The sequence below is a fragment of the Xanthomonas sp. F10 genome (assembly GCF_014206815.1).
Lineage (GTDB): Bacteria > Pseudomonadota > Gammaproteobacteria > Xanthomonadales > Xanthomonadaceae > Xanthomonas_A > Xanthomonas_A indica.
The window spans coordinates 374447-392168 of the sequence record NZ_JACHNP010000001.1; the positions used below are offsets into that span (position 1 = coordinate 374447).

A 17722-nucleotide genomic window follows, 5' to 3' on the forward strand; every position below is an offset into this window, starting at 1 on the left:
GACGGGGCGGGGACCGGCATGCTCGGCTACTACTTCCAGCAAGCGTGGCGCAGCCTGCGCCGCAGCCCGGTGCTTACCGCGCTGATGGCGCTGTCCATCGCGGTGGGCATCGGCGCGGCGATGACCACGCTGACGGTGATGCGGCTGCTGTCCGGCGACCCCCTGCCGGGGCGCAGCCAGCAGATCTTCTTCGCGCAACTGGATCCGCGCCCCAGCAACGGCGCCAACCAGACGCCGTACGACAAGCTCGACTACCCCTCGGCCATGGACCTGTGGAAGCGCGGGCGCGCGGATCGCCAGGCCATGGTCGCCGAGAGCCAGATCAAGGTGCATGCGGCGGACAGCGCCGCCCCGCCCTTCATGACCCAGTTGCTGATGACCCAGGCCGATTTCTTCCCGATGTTCCAGGTGCCGTTCGCCTACGGCAGCGGCTGGCGCGCGCGCGACGATCAGGATCGGGCGCGGGTGGCGGTGATCTCGTCCGACCTCAACGCCAAGCTGTTCCAGGGCCGCAACAGCGTCGGCCGCAGCCTGCTGGTGCGCGGCACCGCGGTGCGCATCGTCGGCGTGCTGGCACCGTGGCGGCCGTCGCCGCTGTTCTACACGTTGGCCGGCGGCAGCTTCGCCCATGGCGATACCGCCAGCTTCTATGGACGCACGCAGGACGTGTTCATGCCGCTGTCCAGCAGCCTGGAGGTCAACGACGGCCACATCCAGCCGTGGACCTGCTTCAGCAAGCCCGAGCCCAACATGGACCTGCGCAGCGCCCCGTGCGTGTGGCTGCAGTTGTGGGTGCAACTGGACACGCCGGCGAAGGTCGCCGACTACCGCCGGTTGCTGGCCGACTACGCCGCGCAGCAGCACGCCGCCGGACGCATCGGCCGCGCCGACACCGCACGCCTGCTGTCGCTGCCGCAATGGCTGGACCACAACCGCGTGGTGCCGGGCGACGTGCGCCTGCAGAGCTGGCTGGCGCTGGCGTTCCTGGGCCTGTGCCTGTTCAACAGCGTCGGCCTGCTGCTGGCCACGTTCCTGCGCCGCGGCGGCGAGATCGGCGTGCGCCGCGCGTTGGGGGCCTCGCGCCGCGCGATCTTCGCGCAGTGCCTGACCGAGGCCAGCGTGATCGGCCTGATCGGCGGCATCGGCGGTTGGCTGCTGACCCTGCTCGGCCTGTGGAGCGTGCGCCAGCAGCCCACCGCCTACGCCGACCTGGCGCATCTGGACCTGACGACCTTCGCCGGCACCTTCGCGCTGGCGATCGCCTGCAGCCTCGCGGCCGGCCTGTTCCCCGCCCTGCGCGCCAGCGGTATCGCGCCAGCCATGCAACTCAAGAGTCTGTAAGCGGGAGACGCGACGATGCAGATCACTCCCATCCTCAGCGCGCTGTCGCGCCACCGCGTCGCCGCGACGCTGATCGCGCTGGAAGTGGCTCTGGCCTGCGCCGTGCTGTGCAACGCCTTCTTCCTGATCGGCAACCGCCTGCAACTGGTGCACCTGCGCAGCGGCATCGACGAGGCCGCGCTGGGCCTGGTAACGCTGTCCGGCTGCGACGGCTGCAACGATGCCGACGTCAACGCCCGCGCCTTGGATGCGGTGCGGCGCACGCCCGGCGTGCGCGCGGCCGGCGCCATCAACACGGTTCCGTTCGCGCCACCGGCGTTCAACAACGGGCTGTGCCTGGACCAGGACTGCACCCAGGTCGGCGGCGTGCCGCACTTCTACATGCTCAGCCCGGGCGCGGTCGCCGCACTGGCGCTGAAGCCGGACAGCGGCCGCGCGTTCGGCGACGCGGACTACCAGCCGCTCGACAACGGCATCCCGGTCGCGGCCGGCGTGTGGATCACGCGGGCGCTGGCGACGCACCTGTGGCCAGGCCAGGATCCGCTGGGCAAGGAGTTCTGGGCCGGCGGCCACTTTCGCGTGATCGGCACACTCGATCACCTGGCGCGCCCCGATCCGGGCCGCAGCGAGGACGGCGTGATCGGCAGCGACTGGTCGGTGGTGATCCCGGTGCGCGAGGCCGCGCAGTCCGGCACCTACGTGCTGCGCGCCGATCCGCGCGATCTGCCGCGAGTCTTGGCCCAGGCGCGCGCGGCGGTGGCACGGGCGGTGCCCGAGGCGGTGCTGGACAACGCCGCCAGCCAGCCGCTGGACGAATTGCGGCAGACGTATTTCCAGAGCGACCGCGCGATGACCGGGCTGCTGGTCGCGATCATCGTCGCGATGCTGCTGGTGACCGCACTGGGCATCGTCGGCCTGGCAAGCTTCTGGGTGCAGCAGCGCACCAAGCAGATCGGCATCCGCCGCGCGCTCGGCGCCACCCGCCGCGACATCCTGCGCTATTTCCAGACCGAGAACCTGCTGCTGGTCGGCGCCGGCGTGGCCCTGGGCATGCTGCTGGCCTACGGCGGCAACGTGCTGCTGATGCACGTCTTCGAACTGGAACGGCTGCCGGCCAGCTACCTGCCGGTGGGCGCGCTGCTGCTGTGCGCGCTGGGCCAGCTCGCCGTGCTCGGCCCGGCCCTGCGCGCCGCCGCGGTCGCCCCCGCCATCGCCACCCGCAGCGCCTGACCCGGAGTCCGCATGTTCGCTTACTACCTCCGCCTGGCGCTGCGCAGCTTCGGCCGCAACCGCATCCTCACCGCGCTGATGGTGCTGGCCGTGGCGCTGGGCATCGGCGCGTCGATGACCATGCTGACGGTGCTGCACACGCTCTCCGGCGATCCCTTGCCCGGGCGCAGCGCCACGCTGTTCCACCCGCAGTTGGATCCGCGTCCGCGCAACCTGCCCAGTGCCGGCCCCGAGCCGCCGGACGAGTTGACCTGGCAGGACGCGACCGCGCTGTACCGGGCGCAGGCGGCGCCGGCGCAGACCATGACCAGCGGGAACTGGCTGCCGGTGCGCCAGACCGTGCCCAACAGCCCCTTGCGCATGCTCACCACCCGCGCCGCCACGGCCGATCTGTTCGGCATGTTCGGCATGCGCTTCCTCTACGGCAGCGGCTGGAGCCATCGCGACGATACGCAGCGCGCGCCGGTGGTGGTGCTGAGCCGCCAGCTCAACGACGCGCTGTTCGGCGGCGCGGACAGCGTCGGCAAGACCCTGACCATCGCCACCCGCCCGTTCCGGGTGATCGGGGTGATCGACGCCTGGGATGCGCAGCCGCGCTTCTACGATCTCAACTCCGGCGCGTACACGCCGCCGGAGGCGCTGTACATGCCGTTCGAGACCTGGCTGGACCTGCCGCAGGACTACGGCTACGGGCCGATGCAGTGCTGGGGCAAGGATGGCGAGGCCGGCCTGCACGACCCCAAGGCCGCGCAATGCACCTGGGTGCAGTACTGGGTGCGGTTGGACACGCCGGAGCAGGTGCGGCGCTACCGCGCGGCGCTGGATGCCTACAGCGCGCAGCAGCGCCAGCTCGGCCGTTTCGAGCGCGTGCCCAACACGCGCCTGCGCAGCCTGGTCGCGTGGCTGGATTACAAGCGGGTGGTGCCGGCCACGGTGCGCATGCAGACCTGGATCGCCTTCGGCGTGCTGCTGGTGTGCCTGCTCAATGCGGTCGGCCTGCTGGTCGCCAAGTTCATGCGCAAGGCCGGCGAGATCGGCGTGCGCCGTGCGCTCGGCGCCAGCCGCCGCGCGGTGTTCGCGCAATGCCTGGCCGAGTCGGCGCTGATCGGCTGCCTGGGCGGACTGCTCGGCATTCCGCTGACCTGGATCGGCCTGTGGCTGGTGCGCCAGCAACCAGTGGCCTATGCGCAGCAGGCGCATGCCGATCCCGCGATCCTGGGCATCGCCCTGGCCGTGGCCACGCTCTCGGCGCTGGCCGCCGGCCTGTGGCCGGCCTGGCGCGCCTCGCGCATCGCCCCCGCCCTGCAGGTGAAATCGCTATGACCTCGCTGCCTCCGGTACGCCCCATCCTGTCCGCGCTGGGCAGCCATCGCGCCGCGGTGGTGCTGATGGCGCTGCAGATCGCCCTGACCCTGGCGGTGCTGTGCAACCTGGTGTTCATCATCGTCCGCACCTACCAGCGCGTGCACACGCCCACCGGGGTGATGGAGCAGGACATCGGCCTGATCCAGAGCATCGGCGTGATCGGCGAGCCGGGCAGCGTCAGCAGCGTCGGCCGCAGCCTGGACATCCTGCAGGCGGTGCCGGGCGTGGAAGCGGCGGCGTTCGGCACGCCGCCGCTGTGGGGCCCGGCACAGGCGCAGCTGTTCCTGGAGCCGCAGGCCACGCAACCGGTCGCCCGTGCCAGCCTGTTCCTCGGCAGCCAGGGCCTGAACCGCACGCTGGGCATCCGCATCGTCGCCGGCCGCGACCTGCGCGATGCGGAACTGCCTGGCGCCTCGGCCCTGTTCGGCGCGCCACCGGAGATCGAGCGTCGCCTACCGGCGCTGATCACGCCCTCGCTGGCCGCCAAGCTGTTCCCCGGGGTCTCGCCACTGGGCCGCACGCTCTACACCAGCACCTTCAATCAGCCGGTGCGGCTGGACATCGTCGGGGTGATGGCGCCGCTGCGCGGCGAGATCACCGGGCACGACGACGATGCCGATGCGCTACTGAGCGAGATCCACGTCGGCAGCGAAGGCTGGGGCGGCGGCTACGTCATCCGCAGCAAGCCGGGGCAATTGGCGCGGGTGCTGCCGCTTGCGGCGGCGGCGATGCAGCGCGCCAACCCCACCTACGTGCAGCAGCGCGTGGCCACCATGCAGGAACTGCGGGCCGACTACTTCAAGAGCGACAGCGCGGTGGCGCGGATGCTGCTGGCGATCATCCTGATCCTGCTCACCGTCACCGCACTGGGCATCGGCGGGCTGGCCAGCTTCTGGGTGCAGCAGCGCACCCGGCAGATCGGCATCCGCCGCGCGCTCGGCGCCACCCGCGGCGACATCCTGCGCTACTTCCAGCTGGAAAACCTGCTGATCGTCGGCGGCGGCGCGCTGCTCGGCGCGGTGCTCGCCTACGTCATGAACCAGTGGCTGATGCAGCGCTTCGAACTGGAGCGGCTGTCTTCGCCCACCGTGCTGACCGGCATCGTCGCGGTGTGGCTGCTCGGCCAATTCGCCGTGCTCGGCCCCGCCCTGCGTGCCGCCGCCGTCCCGCCCGCCACCGCCACCCGCAGCGCCTGACCCCGGAGCTCCCATGTTCGGCTACTACGTCCGCCTCGCCTTGCGCAGCTTCCGCCGCAACACCGTCCTCACTGCATTGATGGTGCTGGCCATCGCCCTGGGGATCGGCGCCAGCATGACCACGCTGACCGTGTTCCACGTGCTCTCCGGCGACCCGATCCCGCAGAAGAGCGATCGCCTGTTCTACGTGCAGGTGGATGCCCAGCCCAAGGCAGGCTACCAGCCGGGCGAGGAACCGGATTCGCAGAACACCCGCTTCGATGCCGAGGCCCTGCTGCGCGAGAAGCGCGCCCAGCGCCAGGCGCTGATGACCGGTGGCAGCGTGGCGATCGAACCGCGCAAGAGCGGCCTGAAGCCGTTCAAGTCGGAAGTACGCTTTACCTCGGCGGACTTCTTCCCGATGTTCGACACGCCGTTCCTGTACGGCCACGGCTGGACCGGCACCGAAGACGAGCGCCACGACCGCGTGGTGGTCATCAGCCGGAAGCTCAACGAGAAGCTGTTCGACGGCGCCGACAGCGTCGGCCGCGAACTGCGCATGGACCAGAACACCTTCCGCATCGTCGGCGTGCTCGACGCTTGGGACCCCAAACCGCGCTTCTACGACGTCACCAATACCTACGGGTCGGACGAACAGGCCTACCTGCCGTTCTCGGTGGCGATGGACCTGAAGATGGACCGCAACGGCAGCATGAACTGCTTCGGCGACAGCAACGGCGACCAGACCGCGCTCAATGCGCCCTGCACCTGGGTGCAGTACTGGGTGGAACTGGAAAGCCCGGCGCAGGCCGCCGACTACAAGGCCTACCTGGAGAACTATTCGGCCCAGCAGCGCGCCGCCGGCCGCTTCCAGCGCCCCAACAACGTGCGCCTGCGCAACGTCATGCAGTGGCTGGACCACAACGAAGTGGTGCCCGGCGACGTGCGCCTGCAGCTGTGGCTGGCGATGGGCTTCCTGCTGGTGTGCCTGCTCAACACCGTCGGCCTGCTGCTGGCCAAGTTCCTGCGCCGCAGCGGCGAGATCGGCGTGCGCCGCGCATTGGGCGCTTCGCGCGGAGCGATCTTTGCGCAATGCCTGGTGGAGGCCGGCGCCATCGGCCTGGTCGGCGGCATGGCCGGCCTGGCGCTGGCCACGCTCGGCCTGTGGGCCGTGCGCCAGCAGCCGGCCAGCTACGCCAAGCTGGCGCACCTGGACCCCAGCATGCTGGCGCTGACCTTCGCGATGGCGGTGGGCGCCAGCCTGCTCGCCGGCCTGTTGCCGTCGTGGCGCGCCATCCAGGTCGCGCCCGCCCTGCAGCTCAAGTCCTGATCCTGCGCGCCCTGCGCCTTCCACGCATCCTCACAAGGTCATCGCCATGGATATCCGCCCCATCCTGTCCACCCTGCGCCGGCACAAGACCGCCGCCGCGCTGATCGTGCTGGAGATCGCCCTGGCCTGCGCGATCGTGTGCAACGCGCTGTTCCTGATCGGCAACCGCATCGAGACCCTGCACCGGCCCAGCGGCATCGCCGAGTCGGAACTGGTGACGATCTCGCTGGGCGGGATCGGCCAGCAGGTCAACGCCGCCGCGCGCACCCGCGAGGACCTGGCCGCGTTGCGCGCGGTGCCCGGCGTGCGCAGCGCCACGTTGCTCAACCAGGTGCCGTTCGTGCACTACTCCTGGAACACCAGCCTGTCGCTGACCGCGGACCAGGAGCGGCCCACGCTCAACGCGGCGCAGTACATGGCCGAGGAAGGCACGCTGAAGACCCTGGGCCTGAAGCTGGTGGCCGGGCGCGATTTCGCCCCCGACGAATACATGGATCTGGAAGCCGCCCAGACCGACAAGCGGATCCAGGAGAAAGGCACCGCCATCATCCTCAATCGCGCCACCGCCGAAAAGATGTTCCCGGGGCAGAACGCGCTGGGCAAGACCGTGTATACCGGGCCGGTGGGCGCCCGCGTGGTCGGCATCGTCGAGACCCTGGCGCGGCCCACCGCCACCAGCGGCCTGGCCGAGATCGACTACGCGATGCTGCTGCCGTTTCGCCTGAACTACACCGACGGGCTGTACGTGCTGCGGGTCACCGACCCGTCACGGCGCCAGGAAGTACTGAACGCGGCCACCGCGGCGCTGATGAAGGTCGACAGCAGCCGGCTGGTGCTCAAGCAGCAGACCTACAGCGAGATTCGCGACGCCTACTTCCAGGGCGACCGCGCGATGGTGTGGCTGCTCGGCGCGGTCTGCGTGGCGCTGCTGGTGGTGACCGCGCTGGGCATCGTCGGCCTGGCCAGCTTCTGGGTGCAGCAACGCACCAAGCAGATCGGCATCCGCCGCGCGCTCGGCGCCACCCGCGGGCAGATCCTGCGCTACTTCCAGACCGAGAACTTCCTGCTGGCCAGCACCGGCATCGTGCTCGGCATGCTGCTGGCCTACGCCATCAACCAATGGCTGATGGGCAAGTACGAACTGCCGCGCCTGCCGCTGTCCTACCTGCCGATCGGCGCGGTGGCGCTGTGGCTGCTCGGCCAGCTCGCCGTGTTCGCGCCGGCGCGCCGCGCCGCCGACGTGCCGCCGGCCGTCGCCACTCGCAGCACCTGACCCATCCCGTTGGCCGGCTTCGGCCGGCCTTTTTTCATCAGGACGCACGATGCTCGGCTACTACTGCAAACTGGCGCTGCACAGTTTTCGTCGCAATCGCCTGCTCACCGCCCTGATGGTGCTGGCGATGGCGGTGGGCATCGGCGCGTCGATGACCACGCTGACCGTGTTCCACGTGCTGGCGGCCGATCCCATTCCCGGCAAGAGTGCGCAGCTGTTCAACGTCGAACTCAATCTTCAGCCGGACGACCACTACGATCCGAACGACACCGATCCACAGCAACTGAGCCGGCGCGATGCCGAGACGTTGCTGCGCGACCGGCGCGGCGACCGCCAGGCGATGATGTCGGCCGGCGGCGTGACCGTGATCCCTGCGCAAGCGGCGCAGACCCCGTTCGGCGCCGAAGCGCGCTACACCAGTGCCGATTTCTTCCCCATGTTCGCGGTGCCGATGCGCTACGGCCACGCCTGGACCGCGGACGACGATGCCCGGCGCGCGCGCGTGGTGGTCATCTCGCAACGCCTCAACGCGCAACTGTTCGGCGACGTGGACAGCGTCGGCCGCGAACTGCAGCTCGGCGATAGCGCGCTGCGGGTGGTTGGGGTGATGGACGACTGGAACATGAATCCGCGCTTCTACGACCTGACCAATACCGAGTACGGCAACAGCGAGGACGTCTTCGTGCCGTTCTCCACCGCACGCGACCTGGACCTGGACGTCAGCGGCTCGATGTCCTGCTGGGGCGACACGGCCGATGGCAAGACCAGCGAAAACGCGCCGTGCGCCTGGATCCAGTACTGGGTGGAACTGGACAGCCCCGGCAAACGCGTCGCCTACCTGGACGCGCTGCAAGCGTATGCGCAACAGCAGCGCGATGCTGGCCGCTTCAGCCATCCGCCGGACATCCGCCTCAGCGACGTGATGACCTGGTTGGACCGCAACCACGCGGTGCCCTCCGACGTGCGTCTGCAGGTGTGGCTGGCGCTGGCGTTCCTGGGCATCTGCCTGCTCAACACCGCCGGCCTGATGCTGGCCAAGTTCCTGCGCCACAGCGGCGAAATCGGCGTGCGCCGCGCGCTGGGCGCCTCGCGCCGGGCGATCTTCGCCCAGCACCTGGTCGAGGTAGCGACGATCGGCGTGGCCGGTGGCAGCGCCGGCCTGCTGCTGGCCTGGATTGGCACCTGGCTAGTGCGGCAGCAGCCGGCCGAGTACGCGTCGCTGGCGCACCTGGATGGCCGCATGCTGCTGCTCGCGCTTGGCCTGAGCCTGGGCAGCAGCCTGCTGGCCGGCCTGCTGCCGGCCTGGCAGGCGATGCGCGTGCCCACCGCCCTGCAACTCAAGTCGCAATGACGCGCCGCGTGCGCCCCTCTCAGCCAGGACTCCCGCCGTGTCCCTTCATCCCATTCTCTCCAGCCTGCGCAACCACCGCGTCGCGGCCAGCCTGATCGTGCTGGAAATCGCCTTCAGCTGCGCTGTGGTCTGCAATGCGCTGTTCCTGATCGACCAACGGCTCGAGCGCATGCACCGGCCCAGCGGCGTCGCCGAGCAGGAGCTGGTGCAACTGCGCACCCGCAGCGTGGTCAAGGACGGCAACAGCGCCGCATTGACCCAGTCCGATCTGGACGCGCTGCGGCGCATTCCCGGCGTGCGCGATGCCAGCAGCATCAACATGGCGCTGTTCGGCGATTCGATCGGCTACAGCGGCGTGTCACTGCAGCCGGACCAGGAGCGCAGCACCCTGCATGCCGTGCACTACTTCGGCGATGCGCATCTGCTCGACACCTTGGGGCTGCGCCTGATCGCCGGACGCGGTTTCCGCGCCGACGAATTCGTCGACGAAGCGCAGTTGACCAGCACCGTCGACAAGCGCGCGCCGCCGGCGGTGATTCTTAGCCAGGCGCTGGCGCAGCGCCTGTTCCCCGGCCGGGACGCGGTCGGCCGCAAACTCTATGTGTTCGGCGAACATCGCGTGGTTGGCGTGGTCGAGCGCCTGGTGCAGCCGCGCGACATGGGCGCCGAGTCCCAGTACGACTTCGCCATGCTGTTCCCGGTGAACGTGGCCTCCTCCAGGAGCACCTACCTGCTGCGCGTACGCGACCCGGCGCAACGCGAGGCGGTGCTGCGGCAGGCCAAGGCGGTGCTGCAGCAGCAGGGCCCACGGCGCATGGTCAGGAGCGCCAAGACCCTGGAGCAGGCGCGCGCGGACTACTACCGCAGCGACCAGGCGATGGCCTGGCTACTGGTGGGCGTGAGCGCGGCGCTGCTGCTGGTCACCGCGCTGGGCATCGTCGGCCTGACCAGTTTCTGGGTGCAGCAGCGCACCAAGCAGATCGGCATCCGCCGTGCGCTCGGCGCCACCTGCACGCAGATCCTGCGGCATTTCCAGCTGGAGAACTTTCTGCTCGCCAGTACCGGCATCGTGCTCGGCATGCTGCTGGCCTACGCCGCCAACCTGTACCTGATGAGCGCCTACGAGTTGCCGCGGCTGCCGTTGTGGTACCTGCCGGTCGGCGCGGTGGTGCTGTGGCTGCTCGGCCAGCTCGCGGTGCTGCCGCCCGCGCGCCGCGCCGCCGCGGTGCCGCCGGCGGTGGCCACGCGCAGTGTCTGAGCGAGCGCGGCCCCCCATCGAGCGAGGAGACGCGGGATGCTGAACTATTACCTGCCGCTGGCCTGGCGCAGCCTGCTGCGCACGCCGGTCGCCACTGCGTTGATGGTGCTGGCGATCGGCCTGGGCATCGGCGCGAGCATGACCATGCTGACGGTGCTGCACGTGATGTCGCGCGATCCGCTGCCAGGCAAGAGCGATGCGCTCTACACCCCGCACCTGGATCCGTTGCCGTCCAGCTATCCAGAAAACCACGAGTGGGGCGATCCGGCCGACAACCTCACATGGCCCGACGCCATGGCGCTGCTACGCGCCGCACCCGCCACGCCGCAGGCGGCGATGGCCGGCGGACAGGTCTTGCTGTGGCCGCCGCGCGCGGCGCAAGCGCCGCTCGACCTGAGCGGCCGCTACACCAGCGCCGGGTTCTTCGCCCTGTTCGGCATCCCCTTGCAGCGCGGCCACGGCTGGAGCGCGGCGGACGACCAAAGCCACGCCCGCGTCATCGTGCTGAGCCGCACCCTGGCCAACACCCTGTTCGGCGCGCGCGATCCGATCGGCCAGCGGGTGGCGCTGGGGGAAAAGCGCATCGGCTTCCAGGTGATCGGCGTGACCGGCCAATGGGATCCGCAACCGCTGTTCTACGCCGACCCTGGCAGCAAGGGCAGTTTCGGCCAGCGCGACGATTTCTTCCTGCCCCTGTCGACCGCGATGGAACTGGCACTGGACGTCAACAGCAACATCAGCAGCTGGAACAGCTTCAACGGCGACGACGCGGCGCGACGCAAGGATCCGTCGACCAGCTGGCTGCAGTTCTGGGTGCGCCTGGACACGCCGCAGCAGGTCGCCGCCTACCAGCGCCTGCTCTACGACTACGCCGCGACACAGCACGCCAGCGGCCGCTTCCAGCGGCCGCCGGAGCGGGCGCGCCTGTATGCGTTGATGGACTGGCTGCGCCACCTGCGGATGGTGCCCGACGATGTGCGCCTGCAGACGCTGCTGGCGCTGGGTTTCCTGTGGATCTGCCTGGTCAACGTGATCGCCTTGCTGCTGGCGAAATTCCTGCGCCGCGGCGGCGAGATCGGCGTGCGGCGCGCGCTCGGTGCCCGCCGCGGCCACGTGTTCCTGCAGTTCGGCAGCGAGGCCGCGCTGATCGGACTGCTCGGTGGCGCAGTGGGCATCGCCATCGCCGAACTGGGTCTGTGGAGCGTGCGGCAGCGCCCGGACGACTACGCCAGGTTGGCGCGGATGGACCTGCAAATGCTGCTCGCCACCGTGGCACTGGCGGTGATCGCCGCACTGCTGGCGGGCCTGCTGCCCGCCTGGCGGGCCAGCCGGATCGACCCCGCCCTGCAGATCAAGGACCTGACATGAATCTGCCAATCCGTCCCATCCTCTCCAGCCTGCAGCATCACCGCCTGACCGCCGCGCTGCTGGCGCTGCAGGTCGCGCTGACCTGCGCCTTCGTCGCCAACGCCGTGTTCCTGATCGATGGGCGCATCGAACGTCTGCGGGTCTCCAGCGGCTTGCCCGAGGAAGAACTTTCGCTGATCTCGGTGCGCGGCGTCCAGAGCGATGGCAACGCGCTGGCCCAGCAACAATCCGATCTGCGGGCGTTGCGCAGCATTCCCGGTGTCACCGCGGCCGCCGCGATCGGCTTCAGCCTGCCGCTGTCCGGCGGCGCCAACGACTATGGCGGTTGCCCCGACCGGCAGACGCTGGACCGCGCGATGGCGCAGCAGTCGATGGACAATACAGGGTGCATCCAGGCCACGTATTACTCCGGCTCGCCCGGTTTCGTGCAGGCCATGGGCGCGCACCTGGTCGCTGGCCGCGACTTCCGTGCCGACGAATATTCCACCGCCACACCGAGCGCCGTGATCGTCACCCGCGCGCTGGCGCGGCAACTGTGGCCAGGTCAACCTGCGGTCGGCAAAACGCTGTATGGCGGAGTCCACGGCGCCATCGTCGTCGGTGTCGTCGACGATCTGCTGCGCACGACGCTGCGCGGCGCAGCGGTCGACCATCTGGCCGCGCTGTCGCCGCAGCTGCCCGCGGGCAACCAGGTGCAATACCTGTTGCGCAGCGCGCCGCAGGACCGCGAACGGATCCTGGCCGCAGCGGCCGGCGCGCTGGCACAGGCAGGACCGCTGCGGCTGATTCCGGCCGAAGGGCGCCGCAGCTATTCCCAGCTGCGGCAGCGCTATTTCCAGCGCGATGCCACCATGATCGGGTTGCTGCTCGCGGCGACCACCGGCCTGTTGTTCGTGACCGCCCTGGGCATCGGCGGACTAGCCAGTTTCTGGGTGCAGCAACGCACGCGCCAGATCGGCATCCGCCGCGCCATCGGCGCGACCCGTCGCGACATCCTGCGCCATTTCCAGACCGAAAACCTGCTGATCGTGAGCGCCGGCAGCGCCGCGGGCATGGTGCTGGCGGTGCTGCTCAATCAAGCGCTGTTGCAGCGCTACGATCTGCCACGCCTGCCGCTGGGCTACCTGCCGACCGTCGCTGCAACGCTCTTGCTGCTCGGCCAACTGGCGATCCTGGCGCCCGCCCGCCGCGCCGCCGCGGTGCCGCCGGCGGTGGCCACGCGCAGTGTCTGAGGCGCCGATGCACGCAGGCACGACAAGCCGCGCGCGGACTGCGATGATGCCGCCTGGTCCGTTTTTCTTCGCCAGCGCGCCCGCCCGCGCCCAAGGTGCACGATGCCCTGCCTCCTGATCATCGACGACAACCCCGCGGTCGCCACCGCGCTGGAAGTGCTGTTCTCCCTGCACGACATCGACACCGTCTACGCCGACAGCCCGCAGGCCGGCCTGCAGCGCCTGAGCGAGGGCGACATCGACCTGGTGCTGCAGGACATGAACTTCACCGCCGACACCACCTCCGGCGAGGAAGGCGTGGCCCTGTTCGATGCGATCCGCGCGCGCCACCCGGACCTGCCGGTGATCCTGCTGACCGCCTGGACCCAGCTCAGCAGCGCGGTGGAACTGGTCAAGGCCGGCGCCGCCGACTACCTGGCCAAGCCCTGGGACGACCGCAAGCTGCTGACCACGGTCAACAACCTGCTGGAACTGTCCGAGACCCGCCGCGAACTGGAGCGCCGCCGCGACGGCGAGCGCCGCCACCGCCAGCAGCTGGCGCAGCGCTACGACCTGTGCGGCGCGGTGTTCGCCGACCCCGCCAGCGAGCGCGCGATCGCCCTGGCCTGCCAGGTCGCGCGCTCGGAACTGCCGGTGCTGATCACCGGCCCCAACGGCAGCGGCAAGGAGAAGATCGCGCAGATCATCCAAGCCAACTCCTCGGTGCGGCGCGGCCCGTTCGTGGCGCTGAACTGCGGCGCGATCCCGGCCGAATTGATCGAGGCCGAGCTGTTCGGCGCCGAGGCCGGCGCCTACACCGGCGCCAACAAGGTGCGCGAGGGCAAGTTCGAGGCCGCCGACGGCGGCACCCTGTTCCTGGACGAGATCGGCAACCTGTCGCTGGCCGGGCAGATGAAGCTGCTGCGGGTGCTGGAGACCGGCCGCTTCGAGCGCCTGGGCTCCAACCGCGAGCGGCAGGTCAAGGTGCGGGTGATCAGCGCCACCAATGCCGACCTGACCGCGATGATCCGCGAGGGCACGTTCCGCGAGGATCTGTACTACCGGCTCAACGCGGTGGAACTGTCGCTGCCGGCGCTGGCCGAGCGCCCCGGCGACATCGTGCCGCTGGCCGAGCACTTCCTGTCCGGCGACAAGCCGCTGTCGGCCGGCGCCTGCCAGGCGCTGCAGCGCCACGCCTGGCCCGGCAACGTGCGCGAACTGCGCAACGTGGTGCAGCGCGCCGAACTGCTGGCCGGCGGCACACAGATCGAGGCCACCGACCTCAACCTGCCGAAGCCGGCAGCGCCGCGCGTGACCGCCGCCGCCGAACCCGATCGCGAGCGCATCGTGGCGGAACTGGGCCGTGCGCACGGCGTCATCGCCCAGGCCGCCGCCGAACTGGGCATGAGCCGGCAGGCGCTGTACCGGCGCATGGACCGCTACGGCATCCCGCGCGAATGAAACTGCGCCGCTCCTTCACCGTCATGCTGTTCCTGCGCCTGCTGCCGGTGCTGGCGCTGGCCGCCGCCTTGCCGTGGTTGCTGGCCTACTGGATGGACCGCGGCTGGGAAGTGGTGACGGCCTCGGCGCTGGCCCTGCTGCTGTTGATGTGGTGGACCCTGCGCCGTGCCACCGCGCCGATGCGCTCGCTGTTCCGCGCCCTGGCCGGCACCGTCAGCAGCTACCGCGACGGCGAATACAACTTCGGCGTGCACTGGCGCGGCGACGACGAACTCGGCGAGATGGTCGCCGCACACGCCCAGCTCGGCGAGATCCTGCGCGAGCAGCGCCAGGGCCTGGCGCAGCGCGAACTGATGCTCGACACCATGGTGCAGAACACCCCGGTGGCGATGCTGCTCACCTCCAAGGGCGGCGACGGCCTGCGCCGCGTGGTGTTCTCCAACCTGGCCGCGCGCAAGCTGCTGCACAGCGGCTGGAAGCTGGAAGGCCAGCGCCTGGACGACCTGCTGCTGGGCGTGCCGGCGCCGCTGCGCGAGGCCATCTCGCGCGGCGGCGACAGCCTGTTCGCCATCGAGGGCGGCGACGAAGATCCGGACGAGGAACAGATCTACCACCTGTCGCAGCGCCGCTTCCATCTCAACGGCCGCCCGCACGAGCTGCTGCTGATCCGCCTGCTCACCGCCGAGTTGCGTCGCCAGGAAGTGCACACCTGGAAGAAGGTGATCCGGGTCATCAGCCACGAGCTCAACAACTCGCTGGCGCCGATCGCCTCGCTGGCGCACTCCGGTGCCGAGCTGGTGCGGCGGCAGAAGGTGGAAAGGCTGGAAGAGGTGTTCGGCACCATCGAGGAACGCGCGCGGCATCTGGAGGGCTTCATCCGCGGCTACGCGCGCTTCGCCAAGCTGCCGCAGCCGCAGCTGCAGACCGTGCACTGGGCGCAGTTCCTGGCCGGGCTGCAGCAGCACATCCCGTTCGCGCTGGAACTGGAGGCGCCGGACCTGCACAGCCGCGTCGATCCGGCACAACTGCAGCAGGCCCTGCTCAACCTGGTCAAGAACGCGCACGAATCCCTGCCCGAGGGGCAGACACCGGCCGATGGCGTGCGGGTGCGCGTGTCCACCCGCCCGGACTGGCTGCGCCTGGAAGTGCTGGACCGCGGCAGCGGCATGAACGAAGCAGTGCTGCACAACGCCCTGATGCCGTTCTATTCGACCAAGCGCAACGGCACCGGCCTGGGCCTTGCCCTGACCCGCGAGATCGTCGAGGCCCACGGCGGCCGCCTGTCGCTGCACAACCGCGACGAAGGCGGATTGTGCGTGACCGTGCAACTGCCGCAGGGGGAGCGCGGCTGATTTTTTTGGGGCCGGGATTGGGGATTGGGGATTCGGGATTCGGGATGGAAGACCCGGCTCCCTAGGAATGCAGCGGTTGCGGCGAGCTGAGAAGCGGCGAGCCGGCCGCGAAGCTCAGGGCGACGGCAACGGGCAACGCATCGCCACCCGCAGGTGCATCGGGAAGCCCAGCGCGGCTTCCTGTTGCCAGGTGGCGTGCAACTGCGGTCCCCATTGCGCAGGCAACAGCTCGGCGAAGCCTTCGCTGGCGTAGAACGGGGCATTCCACGGCACATCGCGCAAGGTCGTGAGCAGCATGCACGGGAAGCCGGCCTCCACCGCGGCCGCGCGCGCATGCCGCAGCAGCGCACGACCATGACCACGGCGGCCTGCATCGGGGTCCACATCCATCTGCTGCACATGGAAGCCGTCGTCCAGCCGCCCGCCGAGCAGATAGCCGGCGCAACGGCCGTCTTCGTCCAGCGCCACCCACAGCTGCCCGCGTGCAAGCCCCGCGCGCAGCGCCTGCGCATCCAGCGTGTGCGCCGCGAACACGGCCTGTGCCGCATGGCCCTGCAACAGGGCGCCGGCGCCCCGCTCGATCTCCAGCAACCGCGCCAGCTCCTGCTCGCGCGCCAAACGAATGCGTCCGGCCATGCCTCAGTCGCGTTTGCCCGGGCGCTTCCAGCCCTCGACCGTTTCCTGGCGCACCCGCGCCACGCTCAGCTTGCCGGCCGGCGCGCTGCGGGTGATCACCGAGCCGGCGCCGATGGTCGCACCCTCGCCGATCTCCAGCGGCGCCACCAGCGCGCTGTTGGAGCCGACGAACACGCCATCGCCGATCGATGTCTGCGACTTGTTGACCCCGTCGTAGTTGCAGGTGATGACGCCGGCGCCGATGTTGACGCCGCTGCCGATGGTGGCATCGCCCAGGTAGGTCAGGTGATTGGCCTTGCTGCCGACGCCGAGCACCGCCTTCTTGGTCTCGACGAAGTTGCCGATGTGCACGCCGTCGGCCAGCACCGTGCCCGGGCGCAGCCGCGCGAACGGGCCGATCTGCACCGCGCCCTCGGCCACCACGCCTTCCAGGTCGCAATGCGCGCGCACCTCCGTCCCTGGTCCCAGCACCACGTCCTTCAGCCGCACGAACGGGCCGATGCTGACGCCATCGCCCAGTTCCACCTCGCCCTCCAGGATCACATTGGCGTCGATGCGCACGTCGTGGCCGGCGCGCACGCGGCCGCGCTGGTCCAGGCGGCTCGGGTCGATCAGTTGCACGCCCTGTTCGCACAGCGCCCGCGCCGCGCGCAGTTGCCAGGCGCGTTCCAGCTGCGCCAGCTGCCACGGGTCGTTGGCGCCCTCGGCCTCGATCGGATCGGCCACCAGCACCATTTCCGCCGGGGTGAACTCGGCGGCGGCGGCAGCGAACACGTCGGTCAGGTAGTACTCGCCCTGCGCGTTGTCGTTGCGCAGCTGCGCCAGCCAGCGCCGCAGCGCGGTGGATTCGGCGGTGACGATGCCGGTATTGATGGTGCGGATGCGCCGCTGCTCGTCGTCGGCATCCTTCTGCTCGACGATCGCCGCGACCTTGCCGGCGGCGTCGCGCACGATGCGGCCATAGCCGGTGGGATCCTCCGGTTCGGCGACCAGCACCGCCACGCGTCCCGGCGCATGCAGCAAGCGGGTCAGGGTCTCGGCGCGGATCAGCGGCACGTCGCCGTACAGCACCAGCACCGTGGCCGCGTCGGGCACGGCCGCCATCGCCTGCTGCACCGCGTGGCCGGTGCCCAGCTGTTGCGCCTGCTCGGCCCACAGCAGATCCGGCTGGTCGGCGAAGGCCGCCAGCACTTCCTCGCCGCCGTGGCCATGGACGATGTGGATCGCATCGGGCTGCAGGTGGCGCGCGGTCTCGATCACATGCGCCAGCATCGGCCGGCCCGCGATCGGCTGCAGCACCTTGGGCTTGACCGACTTCATCCGCTTGCCCGCGCCGGCGGCGAGGATCACGACATGCAGGGGCAGGCTCAT

At 70.1% G+C, this 17722-nt stretch carries 14 protein-coding genes; 12 read left to right on the top strand and 2 right to left on the bottom strand.

Going from position 1 to position 17722, the window contains the following annotated elements; genetic code table 11:
- The first annotated feature begins 18 nt into the window (after positions 1 to 18).
- From FHR56_RS01610 to FHR56_RS01665, 12 genes are all read left to right on the top strand, one after another.
- Positions 19 to 1341, top strand: a complete 1323-nt coding sequence (locus FHR56_RS01610; RefSeq protein ID WP_160946300.1) for an ABC transporter permease — start codon at positions 19 to 21, stop codon at positions 1339 to 1341.
- A gap of 15 nt (positions 1342 to 1356) precedes the next feature.
- The gene (locus FHR56_RS01615; protein ID WP_160946299.1) at positions 1357 to 2571 is read left to right on the top strand and encodes an FtsX-like permease family protein; all 1215 of its coding nucleotides are present in this window, start codon (positions 1357 to 1359) and stop codon (positions 2569 to 2571) included.
- 12 nt (positions 2572 to 2583) lie between these two features.
- On the top strand, positions 2584 to 3894 hold the full coding sequence (locus tag FHR56_RS01620; protein WP_160946298.1) for an ABC transporter permease: 1311 nt from the start codon (positions 2584 to 2586) through the stop codon (positions 3892 to 3894).
- The gene (locus FHR56_RS01625; RefSeq protein ID WP_160946297.1) at positions 3891 to 5132 is read left to right on the top strand and encodes an FtsX-like permease family protein; all 1242 of its coding nucleotides are present in this window, start codon (positions 3891 to 3893) and stop codon (positions 5130 to 5132) included. The genes FHR56_RS01620 and FHR56_RS01625 overlap by 4 nt, the downstream gene beginning before the upstream one ends.
- Before the next feature lie 13 nt (positions 5133 to 5145).
- The gene (locus FHR56_RS01630; RefSeq protein WP_160946296.1) at positions 5146 to 6441 is read left to right on the top strand and encodes an ABC transporter permease; all 1296 of its coding nucleotides are present in this window, start codon (positions 5146 to 5148) and stop codon (positions 6439 to 6441) included.
- A gap of 46 nt (positions 6442 to 6487) precedes the next feature.
- Positions 6488 to 7714, top strand: a complete 1227-nt coding sequence (locus FHR56_RS01635; RefSeq protein WP_160946295.1) for an FtsX-like permease family protein — start codon at positions 6488 to 6490, stop codon at positions 7712 to 7714.
- Positions 7715 to 7763: 49 nt separating this feature from the next.
- Positions 7764 to 9065 (top strand): ABC transporter permease, encoded by a 1302-nt coding sequence (locus FHR56_RS01640; protein ID WP_160946294.1) that lies wholly within the window; start codon positions 7764 to 7766, stop codon positions 9063 to 9065.
- 37 nt (positions 9066 to 9102) lie between these two features.
- Positions 9103 to 10323: an ABC transporter permease gene (locus FHR56_RS01645; RefSeq protein WP_160946293.1), complete on the top strand. Its 1221-nt coding sequence runs from the start codon at positions 9103 to 9105 to the stop codon at positions 10321 to 10323.
- Positions 10324 to 10359: 36 nt separating this feature from the next.
- On the top strand, positions 10360 to 11691 hold the full coding sequence (locus FHR56_RS01650) for an ABC transporter permease (RefSeq protein WP_160946292.1): 1332 nt from the start codon (positions 10360 to 10362) through the stop codon (positions 11689 to 11691).
- A complete protein-coding gene (locus FHR56_RS01655) occupies positions 11688 to 12923 on the top strand; it encodes an FtsX-like permease family protein (RefSeq protein WP_160946291.1) in 1236 nt (411 codons plus the stop codon). Before FHR56_RS01650 ends, FHR56_RS01655 begins: the two co-directional genes overlap by 4 nt.
- A gap of 102 nt (positions 12924 to 13025) precedes the next feature.
- Positions 13026 to 14363 carry a sigma-54 dependent transcriptional regulator gene (locus tag FHR56_RS01660; RefSeq protein ID WP_160946290.1) on the top strand — a complete coding sequence of 446 codons (1338 nt, stop codon included), beginning with the start codon at positions 13026 to 13028 and terminating at the stop codon, positions 14361 to 14363.
- Positions 14360 to 15715 carry a HAMP domain-containing sensor histidine kinase gene (locus tag FHR56_RS01665; RefSeq protein WP_019797852.1) on the top strand — a complete coding sequence of 452 codons (1356 nt, stop codon included), beginning with the start codon at positions 14360 to 14362 and terminating at the stop codon, positions 15713 to 15715. The genes FHR56_RS01660 and FHR56_RS01665 overlap by 4 nt, the downstream gene beginning before the upstream one ends.
- A 114-nt stretch (positions 15716 to 15829) precedes the next feature.
- On the opposite strand, the gene FHR56_RS01670 is transcribed toward FHR56_RS01665, so the two are convergent.
- Both FHR56_RS01670 and glmU read right to left on the bottom strand, forming a co-directional pair.
- Positions 15830 to 16351: a GNAT family N-acetyltransferase gene (locus FHR56_RS01670; RefSeq protein ID WP_160946289.1), complete on the bottom strand. Its 522-nt coding sequence runs from the start codon at positions 16349 to 16351 to the stop codon at positions 15830 to 15832.
- A 3-nt stretch (positions 16352 to 16354) separates the two neighbouring features.
- On the bottom strand, positions 16355 to 17722 hold the full coding sequence (gene glmU / locus FHR56_RS01675; protein WP_160946288.1) for a bifunctional UDP-N-acetylglucosamine diphosphorylase/glucosamine-1-phosphate N-acetyltransferase GlmU: 1368 nt from the start codon (positions 17720 to 17722) through the stop codon (positions 16355 to 16357).